The 19,180-nt window shown below is 34.6% G+C and carries 15 protein-coding genes and 1 pseudogene; 6 read left to right on the forward strand and 10 right to left on the reverse strand.

The features are described 5' to 3' along the window. Positions 1-308 precede the first annotated feature (308 nt). Complete coding sequence (locus HM982_RS16085; RefSeq protein WP_179354361.1) at positions 309-665, forward strand: 6-phosphogluconate dehydrogenase; 357 nt, start codon at positions 309-311, stop codon at positions 663-665. A 112-nt stretch (positions 666-777) separates the two neighbouring features. On the opposite strand, the gene HM982_RS16090 is transcribed toward HM982_RS16085, so the two are convergent. The 6 genes from HM982_RS16090 to HM982_RS16115 form a co-directional block, all read right to left on the reverse strand. Beyond that, positions 778-1,899, reverse strand: a complete 1,122-nt coding sequence (locus HM982_RS16090) for an exonuclease/endonuclease/phosphatase family protein (RefSeq protein ID WP_179354362.1) — start codon at positions 1,897-1,899, stop codon at positions 778-780. Positions 1,900-1,910: 11 nt separating this feature from the next. After that, positions 1,911-2,567 (reverse strand): P-loop NTPase family protein, encoded by a 657-nt coding sequence (locus tag HM982_RS16095; protein WP_179354363.1) that lies wholly within the window; start codon positions 2,565-2,567, stop codon positions 1,911-1,913. Next, a complete protein-coding gene (locus HM982_RS16100) occupies positions 2,551-3,198 on the reverse strand; it encodes a hypothetical protein (protein ID WP_179354364.1) in 648 nt (215 codons plus the stop codon). Before HM982_RS16100 ends, HM982_RS16095 begins: the two co-directional genes overlap by 17 nt. Before the next feature lie 8 nt (positions 3,199-3,206). Next, on the reverse strand, positions 3,207-3,485 hold the full coding sequence (locus tag HM982_RS16105; protein ID WP_179354365.1) for a helix-turn-helix domain-containing protein: 279 nt from the start codon (positions 3,483-3,485) through the stop codon (positions 3,207-3,209). Positions 3,486-3,760: 275 nt separating this feature from the next. Then, positions 3,761-4,600 carry an RteC domain-containing protein gene (locus HM982_RS16110; protein ID WP_173589329.1) on the reverse strand — a complete coding sequence of 280 codons (840 nt, stop codon included), beginning with the start codon at positions 4,598-4,600 and terminating at the stop codon, positions 3,761-3,763. A gap of 27 nt (positions 4,601-4,627) precedes the next feature. Further along, a complete protein-coding gene (locus HM982_RS16115; RefSeq protein WP_179354366.1) occupies positions 4,628-7,030 on the reverse strand; it encodes an aminotransferase class I/II-fold pyridoxal phosphate-dependent enzyme in 2,403 nt (800 codons plus the stop codon). Between the two features lie 202 nt (positions 7,031-7,232). On the opposite strand from HM982_RS16115, the gene HM982_RS16120 reads away from it, so the two are divergent. From HM982_RS16120 to HM982_RS16135, 5 genes and pseudogenes are all read left to right on the forward strand, one after another. Then, positions 7,233-7,607, forward strand: a complete 375-nt coding sequence (locus HM982_RS16120; RefSeq protein WP_173589331.1) for a DUF7793 family protein — start codon at positions 7,233-7,235, stop codon at positions 7,605-7,607. 89 nt (positions 7,608-7,696) lie between these two features. Next, positions 7,697-8,644, forward strand: coding sequence for a helix-turn-helix domain-containing protein (locus HM982_RS16125; RefSeq protein WP_179354367.1), 948 nt, complete (start codon positions 7,697-7,699; stop codon positions 8,642-8,644). 98 nt (positions 8,645-8,742) lie between these two features. Beyond that, positions 8,743-9,135: pseudogene (locus HM982_RS18695) on the forward strand (MauE/DoxX family redox-associated membrane protein); the annotation flags it as partial. Positions 9,136-9,252: 117 nt separating this feature from the next. After that, positions 9,253-10,224, forward strand: coding sequence for a hypothetical protein (locus tag HM982_RS16130; RefSeq protein ID WP_179354368.1), 972 nt, complete (start codon positions 9,253-9,255; stop codon positions 10,222-10,224). 74 nt (positions 10,225-10,298) lie between these two features. Next, positions 10,299-10,568 carry a DUF6520 family protein gene (locus HM982_RS16135; RefSeq protein WP_179354369.1) on the forward strand — a complete coding sequence of 90 codons (270 nt, stop codon included), beginning with the start codon at positions 10,299-10,301 and terminating at the stop codon, positions 10,566-10,568. A gap of 20 nt (positions 10,569-10,588) precedes the next feature. Here the strand turns inward: HM982_RS16135 and HM982_RS16140 are convergent, their stop codons facing one another. The 4 genes from HM982_RS16140 to HM982_RS16155 form a co-directional block, all read right to left on the reverse strand. Further along, the gene (locus HM982_RS16140; RefSeq protein ID WP_179354370.1) at positions 10,589-13,177 is read right to left on the reverse strand and encodes an alpha/beta hydrolase family protein; all 2,589 of its coding nucleotides are present in this window, start codon (positions 13,175-13,177) and stop codon (positions 10,589-10,591) included. A gap of 30 nt (positions 13,178-13,207) precedes the next feature. Next, a complete protein-coding gene (locus HM982_RS16145; protein WP_246296888.1) occupies positions 13,208-14,599 on the reverse strand; it encodes a RagB/SusD family nutrient uptake outer membrane protein in 1,392 nt (463 codons plus the stop codon). Positions 14,600-14,612: 13 nt separating this feature from the next. Beyond that, positions 14,613-17,768 carry a SusC/RagA family TonB-linked outer membrane protein gene (locus tag HM982_RS16150; RefSeq protein ID WP_317167436.1) on the reverse strand — a complete coding sequence of 1,052 codons (3,156 nt, stop codon included), beginning with the start codon at positions 17,766-17,768 and terminating at the stop codon, positions 14,613-14,615. A gap of 226 nt (positions 17,769-17,994) precedes the next feature. Then, complete coding sequence (locus tag HM982_RS16155) at positions 17,995-19,164, reverse strand: FecR family protein (RefSeq protein ID WP_179354371.1); 1,170 nt, start codon at positions 19,162-19,164, stop codon at positions 17,995-17,997. Positions 19,165-19,180 lie beyond the last annotated feature (16 nt).

Genomic DNA, 19,180 nt, shown 5'->3' on the forward strand with positions numbered 1-19,180 from the left:
AATCACAAATTGTCGTTTTTATCAAATAGAATAGGAGAGAAGAGCATATAATCCTTCTGCATAATATTTACGCGATTACTTTAAGTAACTAATATGAAATAAAGCTCAACATTTTTATTAAGAAACTATTTGAATTCAAAGTTCTCAGTAAAACACAGTTAAATAAATCGACAATGAATTTTTTTAAATAATAATAGTTAAATATTTTCAGGATATTTATATGAAGAATAGAGTCTGTTTTAATTTTAAATGAGCTATAAAAAATCTATAAAATAGCTTAAATTTGAAGGTAATTAATAACTAATTTAATGATGAAAATCTTAATTAAAATACTAATTGGCGCTTTATTAATTTTTGCTGCATATTTCTGTTTTGCATATTTTGTGACCTATAGTGAGGGCGTAAGATCAGGTGATTTAGTTAAGTTCAGCAAAAGAGGTGTCATATTTAAAACTTGGGAGGGAAAATTAAGTCAAGGGGTATCAGAAGAACTACAATTTAATTTCTCAGTTGAGAAATCAGATCAAGATGTCATAAATAAACTGCAAAATTTTCAAGGGACATTTATTAAACTGACCTATATTGAACGCTACCAAACATTTTTCTGGTTAGGTGACACTAAATACTATATCAAAGGCGTGGAAGAAGTTCAAAGACCTGATTAATCTAAATTATATAATAGCAGAGGATTAATTTATTTCACACCACGAGTTGTTAATTTCGCGATCGTAATCTTTTAAAATGTTAATGTAATTCCAATATTCATCAATAATCCTATTACATTTCTAACATTTCCCCCCAAACCAAAGGATGCGCACTAGCAGCCATATTCTTATTAGAAACAGATTTGTAAATAGACCATTGTGGTTGTTTTTCTGGCCACATTGCTTTACGATTTAAGCCACACGAAGTAATCTTATCAAATAGAGCAGGGGAGAAGAGCATATAATCGTTTTGCTTAATATTTACACCCATACGGTAAGCACCTAATCTAAAATAATTGGCATCATTCCCTTTGTCAGTGTCCACCTCAAAAGAACCATGTTTAGTAATGTCTTTTAAGTCTGTATCTTGGATTATAGGAGATAAAGTATTGCAATAAGGAGGAGCATTAAATGTGCCTGCAACGATGATATTGGTTTTACCTTCTGCTTTAAGCTGATTATAAATCGCTGCAATTCGCGTCGCTTGATTTTTTCTAATGGTGTCAGAATAGGTTTTATCCTGTTTGTCTTTTATGAGGTAGACATTGAGCAGCCAAATTGTTTTTTTGGAAGGTGTGGTAATTTCATATACGATGAGGTTTTTACCGTCGTCGTTTAGGGTGGTGTTTATGTTGAGCGTTCTTACAGACTCAAGATGATACCCTTCTCTAAGCGCAATACCCATTTCTAAACTATTCATATCGTTGCCTTGTATGACAAATGATTGTGGATACGGTTGACATCCATATTTTGGAAGAATGAGCTGATTGAATTCTTCAAAAGAGGCTCTGTCTTCAATTTCTTGTAATAACAAAATATCAGGATTTACATCAGCAATAACCCGTGCTTTGTGATCCGTTGCCTTCGATTGGATGGGAATAGTTTGAAGTTCCACCCAACCATTCCAATTGGTTATATCATTTGCTTTATTTTCTAAAGAATGACTTAAGCCTTTCATATAGAGAAATCCCGATTTTCTTCGTAAAATAGCATAAGGGCGAGGGCTTGGTTTTTCAAAACCAATGAGAAATGATAACTCTTTAATGCGGTCTTGTTGGTTCACGGATTTAGAAGGATGAAGCATCAATGTATCGAGTTCTTGTATCCAATCGTTGAGGTTCTTTCCAAAAGGTTTGTCAAGTAAGCTTTTGTCTCGGTGAAATAAATTCTGAATGTTAAAGGTGGCTATTTTCATAATACGTGTTTTTATTTGCGTTTATCATTGGTGTTTTCATCAAAGTGAATAAGGTTAAATAGTTCGCGCATTCGACTTCGGACACGATGACCATATAGATCTTCCAACTCTTCAGCATTTAGATTAGTGGTGGCATGTGTTTTTATCTTGTGGTCTAAAAAAATCTCGTGACGCGAGATCAGAATTTCTCCCATTACATTACAGTCTTTTCCATAATGTCGTCCCATAGGTTCCACACCTAAATCATCGAAGCAAAAGAATTGCCTACAGCCATAATCTTCAATAATTTTATAACCAATATGATTAAACCCAAATACAATATTTCTACACGGAATTAAAATATATGGTTTTTGTAGCGGGACGATATGTTTTAGCAATAACATTAAACTTGTTTTACCGCATCCCACTGGTCCAGAAAGTAATATGCCTTTGTTGATGTCAATATCATTTTTAGCGCAATTGTCTTCATCTTTTATAAGGTAATGGCAGAGTTTTAAAATAATATCATGGTCTTCTTCATAGATTTTAAAACGGTTACCAAATAGCAATTTTCCTTTAACATCGAGATAAATTAATATTTTTTCAAAGTCGTAAATCACTTCATTGCCAGTAAAGGATCCAATAGAATATGCTATATTTTCTTCAATGAGTTTACAAGGGTTGACCATAATTTTTTTGTTTTGAGGTGCTCAAGTTGTCCTTTTTATGAGACACTACATGTTTAGTTTCAAGTGCCTTTGCTTTAAGCATCCAATTACTAGCGCTGGCGTGCCAATCTTCAATTTTTATTTTACCACCAATTTTCCAGCCAATCGCTTGATAGTGATTGTAAAATTTTGAAGCTTCAATCGTTGGCCATTTTTTACTTTTAAAAAAAACAATAACTTCAAATTCATTTTTTGGTAGCTTAGTTTTAGTTATGTTTTCTTTTTGTTTAGTAATGTTTGTATTAGGTACTAATGCTTGTTCAGTGCTTGTTTCACGCTTGTTTAGAACTTGTTTAGAGCTTGTATCAAAAATGAGCATCCTAATTTTGCTCCCTTTATAGGGGTTATGAGAAGGCAAATAATGTATGTAGTTCCAACTATGTAATTGCTTAAGGCAGCGATGATAGGTTGCTTTTGATCCAATTTTAGATTGCAACATAATTTCTTGTCTATCGATATAATATTCTTTAGGAAACCGGTTAACGTTCCAACATTGAAATAGTGCCATATATAAACTGACATGTGTTGGGTTTAATCGCTTATCTAAATAGAATATTTGAAATATTGAATTGAGATGTTTTATATAGTTCATAAAGCGTTTTAAATGGTATTGTCTACACGGTTCTTATCCATTACCTTTTGAATTTCTGCGGCATCATAGTATATAATACCTCCAACCTTTGTAAAAGGAAGGGTACCATTTATGCGGAGGTTCTGTAATGTACCTGGACTAATTTTGAGTAAATCCATGAGTTCTGAAGATTTTATATATTTCTTCAGTTGGCCCTGTGATTGTTTACTTAAGATGTCCTTAATTTCAGCGAGTAATTCTAATTTAAATTCTCTTAAATCATCTGTTGTGATTATAGTGGCTGGCATAATAAAAGGGTTTTAAAGAAAGAGACTAAAAAAAGGTCTTTAAACATTTTGATAGTCTCTATTCTGTTGATTTGACTTTCGTTATGCAAATTTGTGAGGGATTATTCTATGGTCTTCAATAGTTTATCCAGAGATGGGAGTTTTTTTTAATATAAGTTTTGAATAGTTTTGTAGATGAGAAGGGCGAGTTCAATAAAGGTATTGCCCTATTTTGTATTAAAAATAATGGAGTTTTTTAGCAGATATGGTATTCCCAACTTGGGGGAAACTTAGGATTATTCATCCGAATCCTTAAAGCGTTTCAGAAGTACTTTTGTCAACCAATCTAAAAATTTTGTTTGACTGTTTTTTCTAGCTCTTATTTCTATAAAAGTGTGATAGTAATTACCGAGTTCGATGTTAAATACCTGTTCAAACATAGAGGCTAATTCCTTAATATCGGCAGTTCCGCTATTTATGGATCCGCTACTATGCAGAGCATAAATTAACTCCGTTAATTCTGTTTTGCTTCCTGTCCAGAAAAGTTTTGAAGATGTTTGCTTCATTGTCTTATTTTTTGTGTCTTTATGAGATTGTAATTTTTCAATTTCTTGTTGCAGGTAAACAATCAACATATCATAGGCTATAATTGTGGCTACTGTGGTGTCTTGACACGTAGAAAACTGGTCATCAATAAAAAAGTGAAAGAATTCAGTTGGCAATCGTAAATCAGATTTGCCTCTAATAAAATATTCTTCATCTAGTGTCGTAGCCCCTCTGCGATAGTAGTGATAGAACTCTAAATTATCATTGAAAAAGACTTGTAATTTATTGATGTGATTATTTAAATATTCTATTTGGTATTTGGAGCTACTTCTAGGGCGTTTACTTTCTATATTAAAGAGCCTAACGTAATAAATCAATCGACTGAATATTTGAGGTTTTATATGCTTAAAAAAACTAATTTCTTCATGTTTTGAACTAAACCCTTTTTTTAGGACACTTTTTCGGAGTTTCTTAATACATTTTTCAGCTTTAGCAATGCCATTTTCGGCTTTGTATAATATATCATCAGTACGGGACTCCAAAGACTCCACCGTTGTTTCAAATTCTGATATTAATTCTTGATACTTCATAACTATACAAAGCCATGTGTTTCATTTTCAACGACATTCTAGTAATCCCAAAAGTTCCAAAGTGTAATTGTCTGAAGCTTGTATATAGGCATATTTCTCTTCTACCACAGCACCAAGTTTCTTTTTCTCAAATGAAGCGGTTAGTCCCAAATCAATGGTTTTAAATTTTAATTGAATGGCCCTCTTAAGCGTTTGATACAATAATTGTCTGTAAGTCTGATAGATTTTAAGGTAATCATAGTCCATACCGACTAAGGACGGAACATAGGTTTGAGCGTTATTTTTATAGCAAAACATTACTCCAATGATTTTGTTTAGTTGTTCAGGATGATGTATGAGTATAAATTCCCAATTGGGATGATCAGACATGTTTTTGAACAATTTTATAGGGTACGGAAAGGTATTTAGTCCAAGGTTGTTTAAGCGGACATTATTATACAGTAAATGAACTTGGCTGAGTTGGTGAGCATTGAGTGTTGGCAAAATTGATATCTCTAACGAGGGTTCATAAGCTAAAATGTCTTTCCTCAAATGTTTTCTGTTTTTTGAGGAAAGTCTAGCTATATAAGTTTCAATGGCTTCATTAGCTCTTAAATTAATACGACATGAATTTGGCATTTGTATTCTCACAAAACCCTGACCAAGAAAATAACGATTTAAGCTATCGTTCATACTAAAATCCCGAAGCACAATCATTTTAGAATTATAGCGCTGTTCCAATGTCTCTAAAGTTTGCATTAGCATATGTAGAGCTTCTTGTTTACTCGGATGATTGTCGTTGATATAGAGGTGATTACCCTCAGTGAATAAACATCCTAAACTTAAAACGTTTGAGGTCATGTAATAGGAATCTGATTTGCGCTTTTCTTCAAGAGTTTTAGACGCAGTAGCGTTGGCTAGCATATCATCCTTCCAAAGCGATGAGGAAATAAAAGTGGCTAAGACCGGATGCTTTTGCGCATCACAAACAATGAGATACCAGAAATTCCAATTATTTTCTTCTAACATATTATTTCTAAATGTTTTCTCTAAAAATTGAAGTCCGTCCCAATCTTGAATACCACAGTCCCCAACCAAGTTGTTCCACATTTGTTTATCAATTTTTGAAATAGAAGTTTCTAATTGTAAGCTTAGATTTTTACTTATCGTTTTTTCAGTCTTAATTGTTGATTTTAATTTGAAGGCTTGATGTACGCGATGTAAGTCTGTATGTGTTTCTTCAAGTGCTTTAGGGAGATGATAAACCATAGCATCCACCAAAGCTTTAATTTCTGTACGTTGGTTATGTCTAGATATCGTAATCCGTACACCTGTGTTTTTTACGGGTACAGCAGGAAATAGGCCTAAGTTGACGTAAAATCCTTCCTTCATCAAACGATTGACAAAATTATACCCCGTTTTAGGCATACCAGTTCCAATGAAGAATACTGGTGACATATTTTTGTCAACAACAGGTAAATCTGTCTGCTCTAATAAGTCGTTAAAATATTGAATTCTTAATCTTAAGTCGTCTTGAAGCCTATATATCTCTGGGGATAAATGAATTTCTGCAGAAGCAGTGGCTGCTGCAACAGATGCCGGTTCTAGTTGCGCAGAGAAGGTCAAAGGCCCGCCAAAGGTTTTTATGTCTTTGTGCATTTTTTTGTTAGAGCAGACTAATACGGATCCACTGGCACCAAAGGTTTTACTCAAGGTTCCAAACAAGAGCATATTTTCTGAAAGCGCATCGATTTCATTCATAACGTAACCTGTTCCATTTTTTCCAATCCAGCTCATACCATGGACATCGTCAAAATAGAGATGCAATTGCGGATATTTTAAGCTTAAAGCTTTTAAATCTTTTATCGGAGCAAAATCACCAAACATGGAATAAATACCATCTGCCATATACCAAATCTTTTTGCGGCTATTGGTGTATGATTTTATTTTATCCTCCAACATGTTTAAATCATTATGACGTATCATGTCTATAGGGACACTTCTTGTTTTTAATACTTTAGCAGCACTTTGCACACTCCAGTGCACTTGATGATCTAAAATAATGGCATCCTGATCTTTTACAGCACTCGGAATAACACCAAGATGGCCTAAAGTACTATTCTTAGTAATCACAACGGGATGTTGATACATTGCAGAAACGTTTTCTTCTAATTGTTTATAGAGCGGATTAGAAATGTATGATTTAGATAAGGGAAATTGCGTGCCGTATCTGCGAATAGCATTAATAGCAGCTTCTTTTAATCTCGGATCTTGCTCTAAACCTAAATACCCCGTTGTACCAAAATGATAGAGATTTTGGTTCTTTACACCAATAGTTCTGCCCGAAAAATGGTCTCCTTCAGCATAGAGATGGAGTACACCTTCATCTATGGCATCTGTAAATACATTATTAACAGTGTCTAGGAAATTATTGTGTTTAATTTTTGCCATCGTAATTTGTTTTGCAATTAATTTAATAGCTTTTATTTAAAATTGAATAAATACGCATCTGCTAAATCCTTTTAAGGCAACTGTTAATCCTTTGTAGATAATGATTAATCCATATTGACTAATGATAGTTAAGTGAGGTACAATTGTTATATTGATTATTTTGTAAATTTATATTTATCAATAACCAGTTTTCTTAATCATTATGTCAATAGCACTTGAAAATGAGTATGCTACATATAATATTGTTAATGGAATCTTGTATGTAACCTATCGCAAAGATGTTATATTAGATTTACCTGCGGCCGTGTATGTTGTTAAGGACCGACTTTCACTTCATGAAGGTCTTTTTCTGCCAGTGCTATGCGATGTACGTCAAATTAAAGAAATCAATAAAGCTGCAAGAGTGTATTTAGCCATTGAAGGTTCTACATTAATTAAAGCTGTAGCTTTTATTGTAGAATCGCCTGTTTCAGATATGTTGTCTAAATTCTATCTACGTACCAGTAAACCTCCAATTCCTACAGAAGCATTTACGACTATGGAACAAGCGTTAATTTTTTTGAATCAATATAAATGATTTATGCAGCAGTTATGGTTATAGGTCATACCTGTTGGTGATATAGAGGACGTAAACCGATTCAGATGGATTATGTTATAGCGCAAAGAATGAAACTTATTAATCAAATGCTTTTAGAAATGGCATCTGGTAATTTCTTCTATCGCATCGAACGTTCCAAAGAAAATGATGAGCTTGAAGCGCTTGTTGTAACTTTAAACATGTTGGCAGAAGAAATTCAAGATACAATCATTCATCAAGGGTTTACAAATACTGAAAATACGCTTTTAGACATTGTTCAAATGAGTTTTATTCTAGACTCAGAAGGACGTATTCAAATGGTTAATCAGCAGGCATGTAATGTTTTGTCGTACTTGTATGAAGATTTTATAGGTAACTATTTTGAGGTTTTTATAGCGAAATCTTCTATTCAGAAATGGAAAAAGACCTGGAAGCAAATTAGAAAGAAAGCGTTTTTTGATACCGCCATGTCCTTAAAATTTAAATCCAAAGGAAATCTACTCATTCCTAAAAATGTGTATATCACAACTTTTAAAGGACTCAATACTAAAAATAGTAGGACACTCATTTCAGTTATTCATCGTTCTAATTTTCAAAAACAATTAGACGCAAGTTTAAAAGCGCGAGTTATTAAAGACAGTAAGTCGGGTGTCAACTCCAAAAATAAAACGTCCAAACCAAAACTTAGATTAAGCTTCGAAGATATCCGTAAAATAAGAGAAGGACATGACATAATAATCAATAATTTAGATACTGAGCTGCCGTCTTTAAGAGATTTTGCCTTGCAAATAGGGACTAATGAATTTAAACTGAAGTATGGTTTTAAGGAATTATACGGCACCACCGTGCATCGGTTTTTAATGCAAGAACGGTTGAGAAAAGCTCAAATGATGATACAATATAGTGATGTGTCGCTTAAATCAATTGCTTATAGGGTAGGTTTTAAAAGTATGCCTCACTTTTCAAGAGTGTTTAAGAAGCGTTATGGGTATTCTCCAAGTGCATTGAGAAAGAATTCTATCTCTAATGATAAGTAATAATTTCGTTTGTATTTATATATAATCCTTTAGAGTAAAGGGCTTATCCGTTAAAAATCAAAATTACTTAACACCTTTACCATATCAAAACAAAAGATATGAGATCGGTTTCATCAATACTAAGATACATACCAAATTTATCTAAACTTTTATATATTCTATTATTCGTTTATGCAGCGAGCAGTAAACTACTAGATTTTCAAAATTTTCAAACGCAATTAGGGCAGTCACCAATCCTTGGAGCCTTTGCCATTCCAGTAGCCTACGGGATCATCATCATAGAGATACTTACCTCTCTACTGTTAGCCTTAGGAAAAACAAGAATTATAGGGTTATATGCAGCATACATACTCATGGTAATGTTTACTGCATACATAGTAATCATCCTCAACTTCACTTCTTTTACACCTTGTTCATGCGGTGGGGTTTTGGAAGATTTGAGTTGGACAGAACATTTTATATTCAATTGTGCGTACATAGCCCTAGCGCTATGGGGTATCTTTTTATCTGAAAAAATCTCTAAAACAAAACTAGCTCTCAGGTTATTACCAATGTCTTTAATTGCTGTATGTCTAATGGTTGGCCTTTATCTCCTCTCTGATAATACAATGAAACGAAACAATGCATTCCAAAGAAAATACATACCACATGCCCTGTTAGAAGACGGTAATTTCACTCTGGAATCTAATTCTTTTTATATCGCAGGTAGTCATGAGGATATCATATATCTCGGTAATCATTTCGCCCCACTATATCTAAAAGCTATCAATACGCAGTCAAAAACAACCCAAGACATCAAAATAGAAATTGAAAATTACCAACTACCTTACAAGAGGGTGAGAATCGAAGTCAAACCTCCACACTTTTTTGTTGGTGATGGGACGGTGCCTGTGCTTTTTAAAGGAGCAATTGCCGACTGGAAAGCACGCCTTTTTTCACATGACAAGGCCTATTTCTATCAGTACAAAATCATGGATAGTGCCTCAATAGCAATTTTAACAACAAGTACTAAAACCAATGCCAATACACTAGGAATATTAAAATCAAAAAAAGACAGTACACAACTTAGTCTTCACCCATCTATCTTAAAACAACAAATTAATGGAACGTTTGACACCGATGGGTTACTACTATGGGACGAGCAAAACCAAAGTATAATCTACGTATACTATTATCGTAACCAATATATAATTGCAGATAAACAACTATCAAATAGCACTGAAGGTAAAACCATAGATACCATAAGTAAAGCCCAAATAGATGTAGCTTATTATCCCAATAAAGCGGAATACAAATTAGGCAAATCAATTATGGTAAATCGCTTTGCATCAATTTATGGAAACAATTTGTATGTGAGTACTGATAGATTAGGAAAATATGAGGAGGAAGATATCTTAAGATCAGCCAGTATCATCGATCAATATGATATTAGAGACAATTCATACATAAAAAGTTTCTACTTCTATCACCAACCAAATAAAAAATTAAAGGAATTCAAAGTTAAAAACGACAGGGTTATAGGTTTAGTAGATAACCAACTATGGATTTACAAAATCAAATCAGAACACCTAAAAAAATAGAGATATACTGCGCAGTATCAGGAGAAAGACTGAACACCTGAAATATAGTAGGTCGTAACATAAATTTTTAAATTATGAAAACAAAAATCATTAAAACAGCTTTACCATTTATGGTATTTATGTTGGCAATAGTATTTGCTTTTGCCACAGAGAAAATCGCATCCAACGAGGATGAGGCTTTTGTAACTGGTTATATCATGCAAAGTGGTTTGTGTGTGCCAACCACTAAACAATGTGACCAAGTAAATTTGTACCCTTGTAATTTCAATGGTGAGCAGGTATTTGAATTGAGAGACAGTGCTACGAGCTGTAGTATTCCCTTATTTCATAGTCAAGAGGATTAGTGGAAGTTGAATGGAGTGAATTATTCACTCCATTCTTTTTTTAAAAAGGAGTCAAACCAATTTTTTATTTGAAGCGATAATGTAATTTGGTTCCTTTTTTTTACCAAAAAGTGACCTTCATCTTTAAACAATAATAACTTACCATGTTTATTCAGTCTTTTCATAGCCATAAACATGTAAATCCCTTGTGCCCAATTAGTGTTAGAATCTTTCTGCCCATTCCACAATAATAGTGGAGTACTCATCTCTTCAACTAAATTAATCGGGGAATTATCTCGATACTTATCTTTTATTAAATAATAGGGTTTAGCCATCCGGAATTGCTGATTTTCTATCCTCCATATTTGATCCTTTCGCCAATCCCATCCAATATCATGATACCAACTTACCAAATCGCTTACAGCCGCACCAGCGACCGCAGCTTTAAAGAGATCACTACTTGTCGCTATATAATTAACTTCATAGCCTCCAAAAGAATGACCTATAATACCAATACGCTCCTTATCAATTGGGAATGCCCTTATGACCTCTTTTACGGCTGATGTGACGGATTCTAAAGCTGAAACCCCAGGTTGACCATCGATGTATTTTACAGTTGGTATCATTATAAAGTAGTCATTAGTGATGTAGTTTAACTTGTTAAAACCTGTCATTTCCTCTAGACCAGGAGCCTTGAACATCAAATCATATGTTCCAAAGCTTTCATAGGTTTTAACTATCATAGGGTAACTCTTGGTCGGATCGAAATGTGAGGGATAAAATAACAAGCCTCTAAGAGTATCATTTTTATGGGCATAACTAAAAATTGTTTCTTCACCTAAATCATATTCTAATAGTTTAGGATTGCTTTGAAATAATAATTTTTCCGTTTCATCATTTAGATTATAAGAATGAACACTTGGTGGATAATTATATTTGCTTTTTTTAAAAACAATATGCTCGCCTTGGGCTGCAATTAATAAATTATCACTCAATTTCGAACCATAATAAATCGTATCTATTGATTGTGTGTCAGAACTCCAAACAGAATAACCAGTCTGTAGATCCTTACCAATCATATTAAAAATCAATGATTGTTTCAACGAGAAAGACAAACCAGCATAACTTCTCAAGGCATTTACAAAATCGGAATCGTGTCGTCGAGAGTCTTTACTAATCCTATAACGTACTTGATCCTCGCGGCCTCTGGTAATACGCTTTTTCAATCCCTCCTGAGTTGGCACTAACCAAACATCATATTCATCATATAAAATGATATATCTATCGTCATCACTCCAGCCTGGACTCCCATAAGGTGAAAAATCTCTAGAGCCATGTATATTTAAATTCTCAAACGAGACACTCAATTCTTTGGTAAGATTAGTTTTCTCAGCAGTATTAGTGTCATACAACCACCAATGTTGATTCTTAAAGTAAGCAACATATCGTCCAGTTGAAGAAATGGAAACATCGCCTTGCCTATTGTATTGATTTTCAACTAAAAGATCTTTTTTACCTGTCTTTAAATCCTTAACAAAAATATTGACATCCTCAAATTGTTTATAGAGCGGTTCATTCAGTAGCTTGTTATAAACTAAAGCAAACGAATGATTTGGATGATACTTAGTCGAAGGCGTATCTACATTGGTAACTTCTTGTAATGTGTTTTCAGTCAAATTCCATAAGGTTAAAAAATACTGATTCTCATGTGAATTGTAATAAGCCATTTTAGGATATATCCAAGCATCTTTTGTGTCCCATATTTCCAACTCTAAATTTAAAGAGGTCTCTTTTTGTTCCTTCAGAATGCGATAAAAAAATACAGATTCACCATCATCTGATAACTTTATTTCCTGATGTGTTAGTGAATATTTAGGAAACTGCTTCTCAAAAGCCTCGGTACCCATAACGTAATGCAAACCGTTTGAATGTTTAGAGTGTATAGCTATAGGTTCTTTGTCTGATTCAATAAATACCAAAGACGTTCCATGCGTATTCCACTGCAATTGACTAAAGCTATGTGCCGCGCTAGAAGTAACAACTTCAGTATCACGGTTATTTAAGTAACGGATAGATACTTCCTTGCCATCTCCTAACTCAGTATTTAGAGCTAGTATGGAACTCACTGGATGCCATGCAAATTCCTTAATCCTTTCTATTTTTATCTCTTCAAAACTTTCAAGATCCATAATTAAAAGAGTACTTTCAAAATTATTGGTTTGCTTCTTAATGCTTAAATAATCACCTTGTGCATCAAACTCAAAATTTATAACTCCTTCATAAGTAAAAACTCTATCATCGCTCAGGGACATTAATTCCAAATTATGATTAGGTGACAAAAGGCCAAGCCAGGTACTAGTGACATTAAAGTCATGTTTAAAACAATCACCTAAGTTTTTGGTCTGATGAGTTGATGTATTTAATAACAAATAAGAATCTGGTTTTTGGTTATGTATAGATTTTACAGTTACCCAATTACCGTCATTACTTAATTTTTGTATAAAAACATCTTTGGTCCATAACGTATCTAATTCTGACTTATAACGTCCATTTTGACCCCATAACCCAAAAGAGCCGCTTATAAATAGAACTACAAAAATTATACTTTGAACAAAAGCACCCTGCAACACTTTTCTTAAACTAAAAGGAACCTTCATAAATTAGTAACCGGTATTTTGTGGTAATAAATTGGGATTCATTAGTAATTCCAGCTCTGGAATAGGTAACCAATGATCACGTGATTGCCAATTTGGCTTTACATTTATTAAAACATTTTCTGCTTCACCAAATCGCTTTAAATCAAACCATCTGTGTCCAAACTCTGTAAAAAGTTCATGCCTCCGTTCTTCTAAAATAGCATTCGACAACTCCACAGTAGATAAACCAGCATAAGCTTCTAAACCAGCTCTAGCTCTTACAATATTCAAATCTTGCTCAGCTAGTTCTGTATTGCCCAACCGCATCCGTGCTTCAGATCGTATCAAATACTGCTCTGCCAATCGAAACACAATGGAATATTCTAAGCTAGTTCCAGTGTTTTCAATTTGCTTATACTTAAAAGGTGCGTACCAATTTTCACTGCCATTTGTAACGGTTCGTATCCAATGTTGCAACCTTAAATCACTCGCTTCAAATGAGGAAACAAGAGATGGATTTAATGACATTAAATACGGTGGTCCAAAAATAAAGTAGAATGAAATTGCTTCATTTGTATTATCCCCAGCGTTTTTAGGCTTCAACTGCAGTATAGCAGAGCTACTGTTTTTTAAAAACGCATCTTCAACACTCTCAAGATGGAATAAATCCGTAGTGTTAATAATCAAAGAACTCTCATTGACCGCATCCTCCCATCGCTCCAGGTAGAGATAAATCCTTGCCAAAAATGCTGAGACAACAAAACCATTAGCCCTTATCCTCTCACCTGAAACATCCGCACTTTCTAATAACAACTTAGCTTGTAAGAGATCTTCCAAAATATGGTCATAAACCAAATCTTTTGATATGCGAGCCACATCCTGATTAATTAAGTAATCTGTTGTTTCAATGTATGGTATGTCGTTAAATAAATTAACAAGATAAAAATGCGCCAAAGCTCTTAAAAAAAGTAACTCTCCTTTCAACTCCTCTTTTATAGTCGAATTTAATCCTGTTGAGTCCTCAATACCTTCCAGCAATAAATTGGTCATATATATAACTTCATAACCACCAGACCATACGGTATTAACAACACTATTATTCGCAATGATTTCGTGAGAATAAAAAGGATAGATATCAGAATTGATATCTGAATAATAATCTACTTCATCGCTATAAAAGCCCATCAAAACATTCATGCCATAGAGATTGCCAGTCAGTAAAACCTCATCTCTTAACTTAGCATAAACGGTGCTGACAGCTGCATTAACTGTGGATTCATCTTCAAAAACAACTTCCTTGGAGATTTGACCTCTAGGGGAATCCACTTCTATAAAATCTTCACACGTTAATAGCATTAGACAAGCTACTAAACAAACAATCTTGTCATTAAATTGGTTACGGATATACTGTGTCATAATAATATTTTTTTTATAGTTTTATTCTTACACCAAATGAAAAGCGACGTAAAGGTGGTGTAAACCCTGAAATCTGTTCTGGATCACCACTTCTTAATTTTGAAAATGTCAAGAGGTTCTGCCCCTGCACATATAATGTACAATCAATTAAAGGCAACTCTTTTAAGGGCAACTTATATGAAAGAGATAAAGATTTTAAGCGAGCAAAAGATACATCCGTTACTACACCACTACTTTGCCTAAATCTAGAGTAGGCAATCACAGCTGCAGCATTAGCCCCAGAGGTATAAACTTGCATATCAGCTGTGTCACCAGTTTCTTGCCATTGATTTAAAACACTTTTTGGTTGGTTTCTTGAAGCCCCTGGATAATTTGTGCCAAAGAGCTCATTAAAACCGTCCTTCCTTACAAATTGAAAAAGAATATCTAAATTCCATTGCTTATATCTTAAATTATTACCTATACTTCCATAAAACTTAGGTGTAAAATCAGAAATATGTTGCTGGTCCTCTGGTGTTATTATACCATCATTATTATAATCTTCAAATTCAAAAATCCCCGTTTCTGAGTTCACTCCAAGCAAATGATAACCTTTAGTAATAGTCAAAGGTTCCCCAATTACAAGCTGATTGACATAAGTGGACTCCTCTAAACCTTCAAAAGAGGTAAGCTCGTTTTTGGGTATTGTAAGGACGGCAGAAGTTTTCCAGTTAAAGTCCTCTTGTTGATAATTAATGGTTTCCAAGCTTAACTCGAACCCTGTATTTTCAACCGTAGCATCCAAATTAGAATTGATGGAATTAAATCCAGTAGTACCTGGTAGTGGTATCCCTAAAAGCTGATTACTAGATAGATTGTTATAATAAGCCAACTCTAACCGCAAATGATTTTGAAAAAAACTTGACTCAACTGCCAATTCAAACTTTCTGCTCTTCTCCCAAGCATAAAACGGATTGTATAATCTTGAGGGCACAAGTCCAATATTACCATCATAATTGCCATTGGAAATAGTAAATGTATCTAGGTATTGATAATCACCTATTTGGTCATTTCCGGTGGTTCCATAACTCCCTCTTAATTTACCAAAGCTTAACCATTTCAAATCCTTTAAAAAGGGTTCCTCCGAAAATATCCATGCTAATCCTAATGCATCAAAATTTGCAAACTTATTACCTGTACCAAATCTACTAGAGCCATCACGTCGTCCTGTTAAGTTCAAAATATACTTTCCCTTCCAATTATAATTCAACCGTGTGTAGAGTGCTTGATAACGATATTGACTACTACTCTCATTTAAGATGCGTAAGGTGTTGGCGGCGCTAAAATGACTAATCAAACTATTATTGGGATAACCAAATCCATAAATAGCAAAAGATGATTGCTCTCTGTGCTGCAAAGTAGCACCTAAGGTCATACTAAGTTGCCCTCCTCCTATGGTATAAAGAGCATTCAATTGAGGCTCAAAAATCCAAGACTCTCGTTCACCAATATTCTTTAAAGCGCTTGAAGCAGCACTTGTAAGTCCGTATGCAGGGTTAAACCTAGTATGGGGATTTAATTGCTCCTCTACAAAGTCAGAACTATTATACCCCAAATTTGCCATCACATCCAACCCCTTAACTAGTGTATAAGTTAAAACGGTATTAGCCATAAAATTTTGAGATTCGTTTTCATAAGTCCTCTCTAAATCAGCATTAGGATTTTCCCATGTTGAATTCTCCCAATTTAAATTACCCATAGAATCATATAAAGCTGGTGCATTTGGAGAAAGCAACTTAGCTTTAGCACTTAAGTCTGTTGTAGGTAAAAAATTGCTGTCAGTTCCATAATTTGCTGAAAAACGAAAACGAAACTTGTCTTCTTTTGTTCCATGGGATAATGTGGTATAAACAGTTCCTCTTTTGTAATTAAAATCATTGGCAAATACAGTTGTCTCATTCATAAAACTACCCCCAATATTAAATCGAGTACGCTCACTACCTCCGCTAATTGATGCATTTACACTACTGTTAATAGCCGTATTACCTAAAAATTCTTGCTGCCAGTCCGTATAACGATTCTCATCCCAAGTACCATTCACATCATAAGCATTCATCGGATATTCTGTCAAACCATCTTGTGCGTATGCCTCTCGTCGCATAGATAGGTATTCCTGCGTATTTAATAAATCCAAGAGTCTAGTCGCTGTCACCATGGTGTTTGATGCATCAATAGAAACTGTTGTTTTTCCGGTATTACCTTGTTTTGTAGTTATTAAAACTACACCATTAGCACCTCTAGAACCGTATATCGCTGTGGCATCAGCATCTTTCAACACCTCTATCGAGCTAATAGAATTAGGGTCTAAAGTATTTAGGGGATTGATATTATTTCGCGGTAAAACTAATCCATTAAGCGTTTGATTCCCTAAACTACCAGTATCAAAAGGCACTCCATCAACAACATATAAAGGGTCATTTCCCGCGGCAATACTATTTTGACCCCTAATGCGTACCGTATAGCCTCCTCCAGCCAAACCAGTAGTAGACACAATGTCCAATCCTGCTACCCGGCCCTGTAAAGCATCTAAGGCGGTATTTACAGGTTGCTTTTCTATAACTTTTGCATTAACCTTAGCAATACTCCCCGTACGCTCTCTATCTTTTACAGCGTAATACCCCGCATTAAGCACCACAGCATCAAACGCAGTAACATCCTCCTGCAACTGTACATTAATCACGTGTTGGCCATCAACCGGAATAGTCTGACTTAAAAAACCTAAATACGAAAAGACCAAGATATCATCAGCGCTAGCATTGATACTATAGGTGCCATCAATTAACGACGTAGTACCTTTATTACGGCCTTGTATAGATATAAACGCCCCAGAAATAGGAAGTCCTGCGCTGTCGGTAATTTCACCCTTAACTTCAATCTGTCGCTGTTTTGTGGGTTGTAATGCCTTTTTACTAATGGTAATATAAGTGTCGTTAGTCGTTGTGATCGTATAATCCGATTCTGGAAGGCATTGTGATAATAACGTCATAACCTTAATCACTCCGCTTTTGAGTGGGATGTTAGGGACATCGTTAAATATGTCAGACTGATAAATAAAGGTACATTCTGTTTGTTGTCCTATCAGTTCCAACACCTCATAAATACTCATAGTCTTATCAGAGGCGATGGTCACTTTCGCGTTTTGCGAAAAAGTAGCCCTTGGTGCAAGACTAAAAGCAGTAGTGCAGAATAGGAGGAATAAAGTTTTCATGAGGAACATCGACATGCCTTTCCATCGAAAGAAATGCAAGCTTGTAAATTTAATTTGCATAAATTTGTGCGTTAATTGGTTTAAAACCGGTTAATGTATAAAGGGGATTTAGCTGAGTACTGTCCAGGTAGTAGCTTTATCCCTTTTCTTATTTAATTGTAATCGTCTTGTTTTTTATCTCATAAGCATTTATAAATTGTGTGTTTTTAATTCCGTTTAGTAGAGTATTAATATTGTGTTTTCTATTTAGAAGACCACTGAAACGGACGTCTTTAAGGTCATCAGACGCAAAGGATATATCCACATCATACCATCTAGAAAGCACCTTCATAATGTCCTGTAAAGAGGTATCTTTAAAATTAAAGTAACCCTTTACCCAAGCCACATGGTGATCTACATGCACTATAGACTTAGTCAACTGGCCTGTTCTCAAGTCTATTTTGGTTTGCTCTGTGGGGATTAATTGGGCTAAGGTGTGGTTTATACCAATAGTTATGCGACCTTCAACCAAGGTGGTATACATATAGGACTCGTCATTATAGGCTTTTATATTAAATGCGGTACCAATAACGTCCACTTCTTGTTGTTTGGTGAGCACTTTAAAATGACTACCCTGATGCTCGGCACTAGGGGACACGTCAAAGTAAGCCTCGCCATAGACTAACTCAACAATGCGAGGCGCTCCTTCAACAAAATTTACAGGATATTTTAGTTTGCTATCTGCATTTAACCAGACTAAAGTACCATCAGATAATGCAATTTGATACTGCCCACCTCTAGGAACGGTGAGGTAATTAAAAGCCAATTTAGAAGGGGTAGTGGCCTTGGTATACGTTAAGCGCTCGCCATTACTTTTAACTACGTCATTTTCATAGGGGATATCCTGTTCAAGAGCTATATCTACACCATCGTCAAGGGTTAAAATGGCTTTATCCGTTCCTGCTATAATCGGTAGCGGTTCTACCTCCAAAAGCGTGGTGTTAGTACGATTATGAAGTACTATATAGGTTAACGAGACTAAAGGAATCACCACAGCAGCCACTTTCATAAAAGTAGACATAGAACGACGCTTTCTAGGTTTTAATTTATAATCACCAGAGATGCTTTGCGCTACGTTTTTCCAATCCGCCTCCTTATCAATTTGGTTAAGGAGTTCTAAATTTTCTTTAATGGCTTCGTTAGACAGATGTTGTTTAATATGCGTCTTAGCATCATCTGAAAACAAATCAGTTGCTTCCAAATCTTCTAAGCCTTTATTTTCAAGTAGAGCTTTAGATAGTTTCTTGCTGAGTTTAAATAGGTCTCTAAAAATTGTCATGTTAAACCGTGGGTTA

Origin of the sequence: Winogradskyella vidalii (assembly GCF_013403955.1) — a bacterium.
GTDB classification, from domain to species: Bacteria; Bacteroidota; Bacteroidia; order Flavobacteriales; family Flavobacteriaceae; genus Winogradskyella; species Winogradskyella vidalii.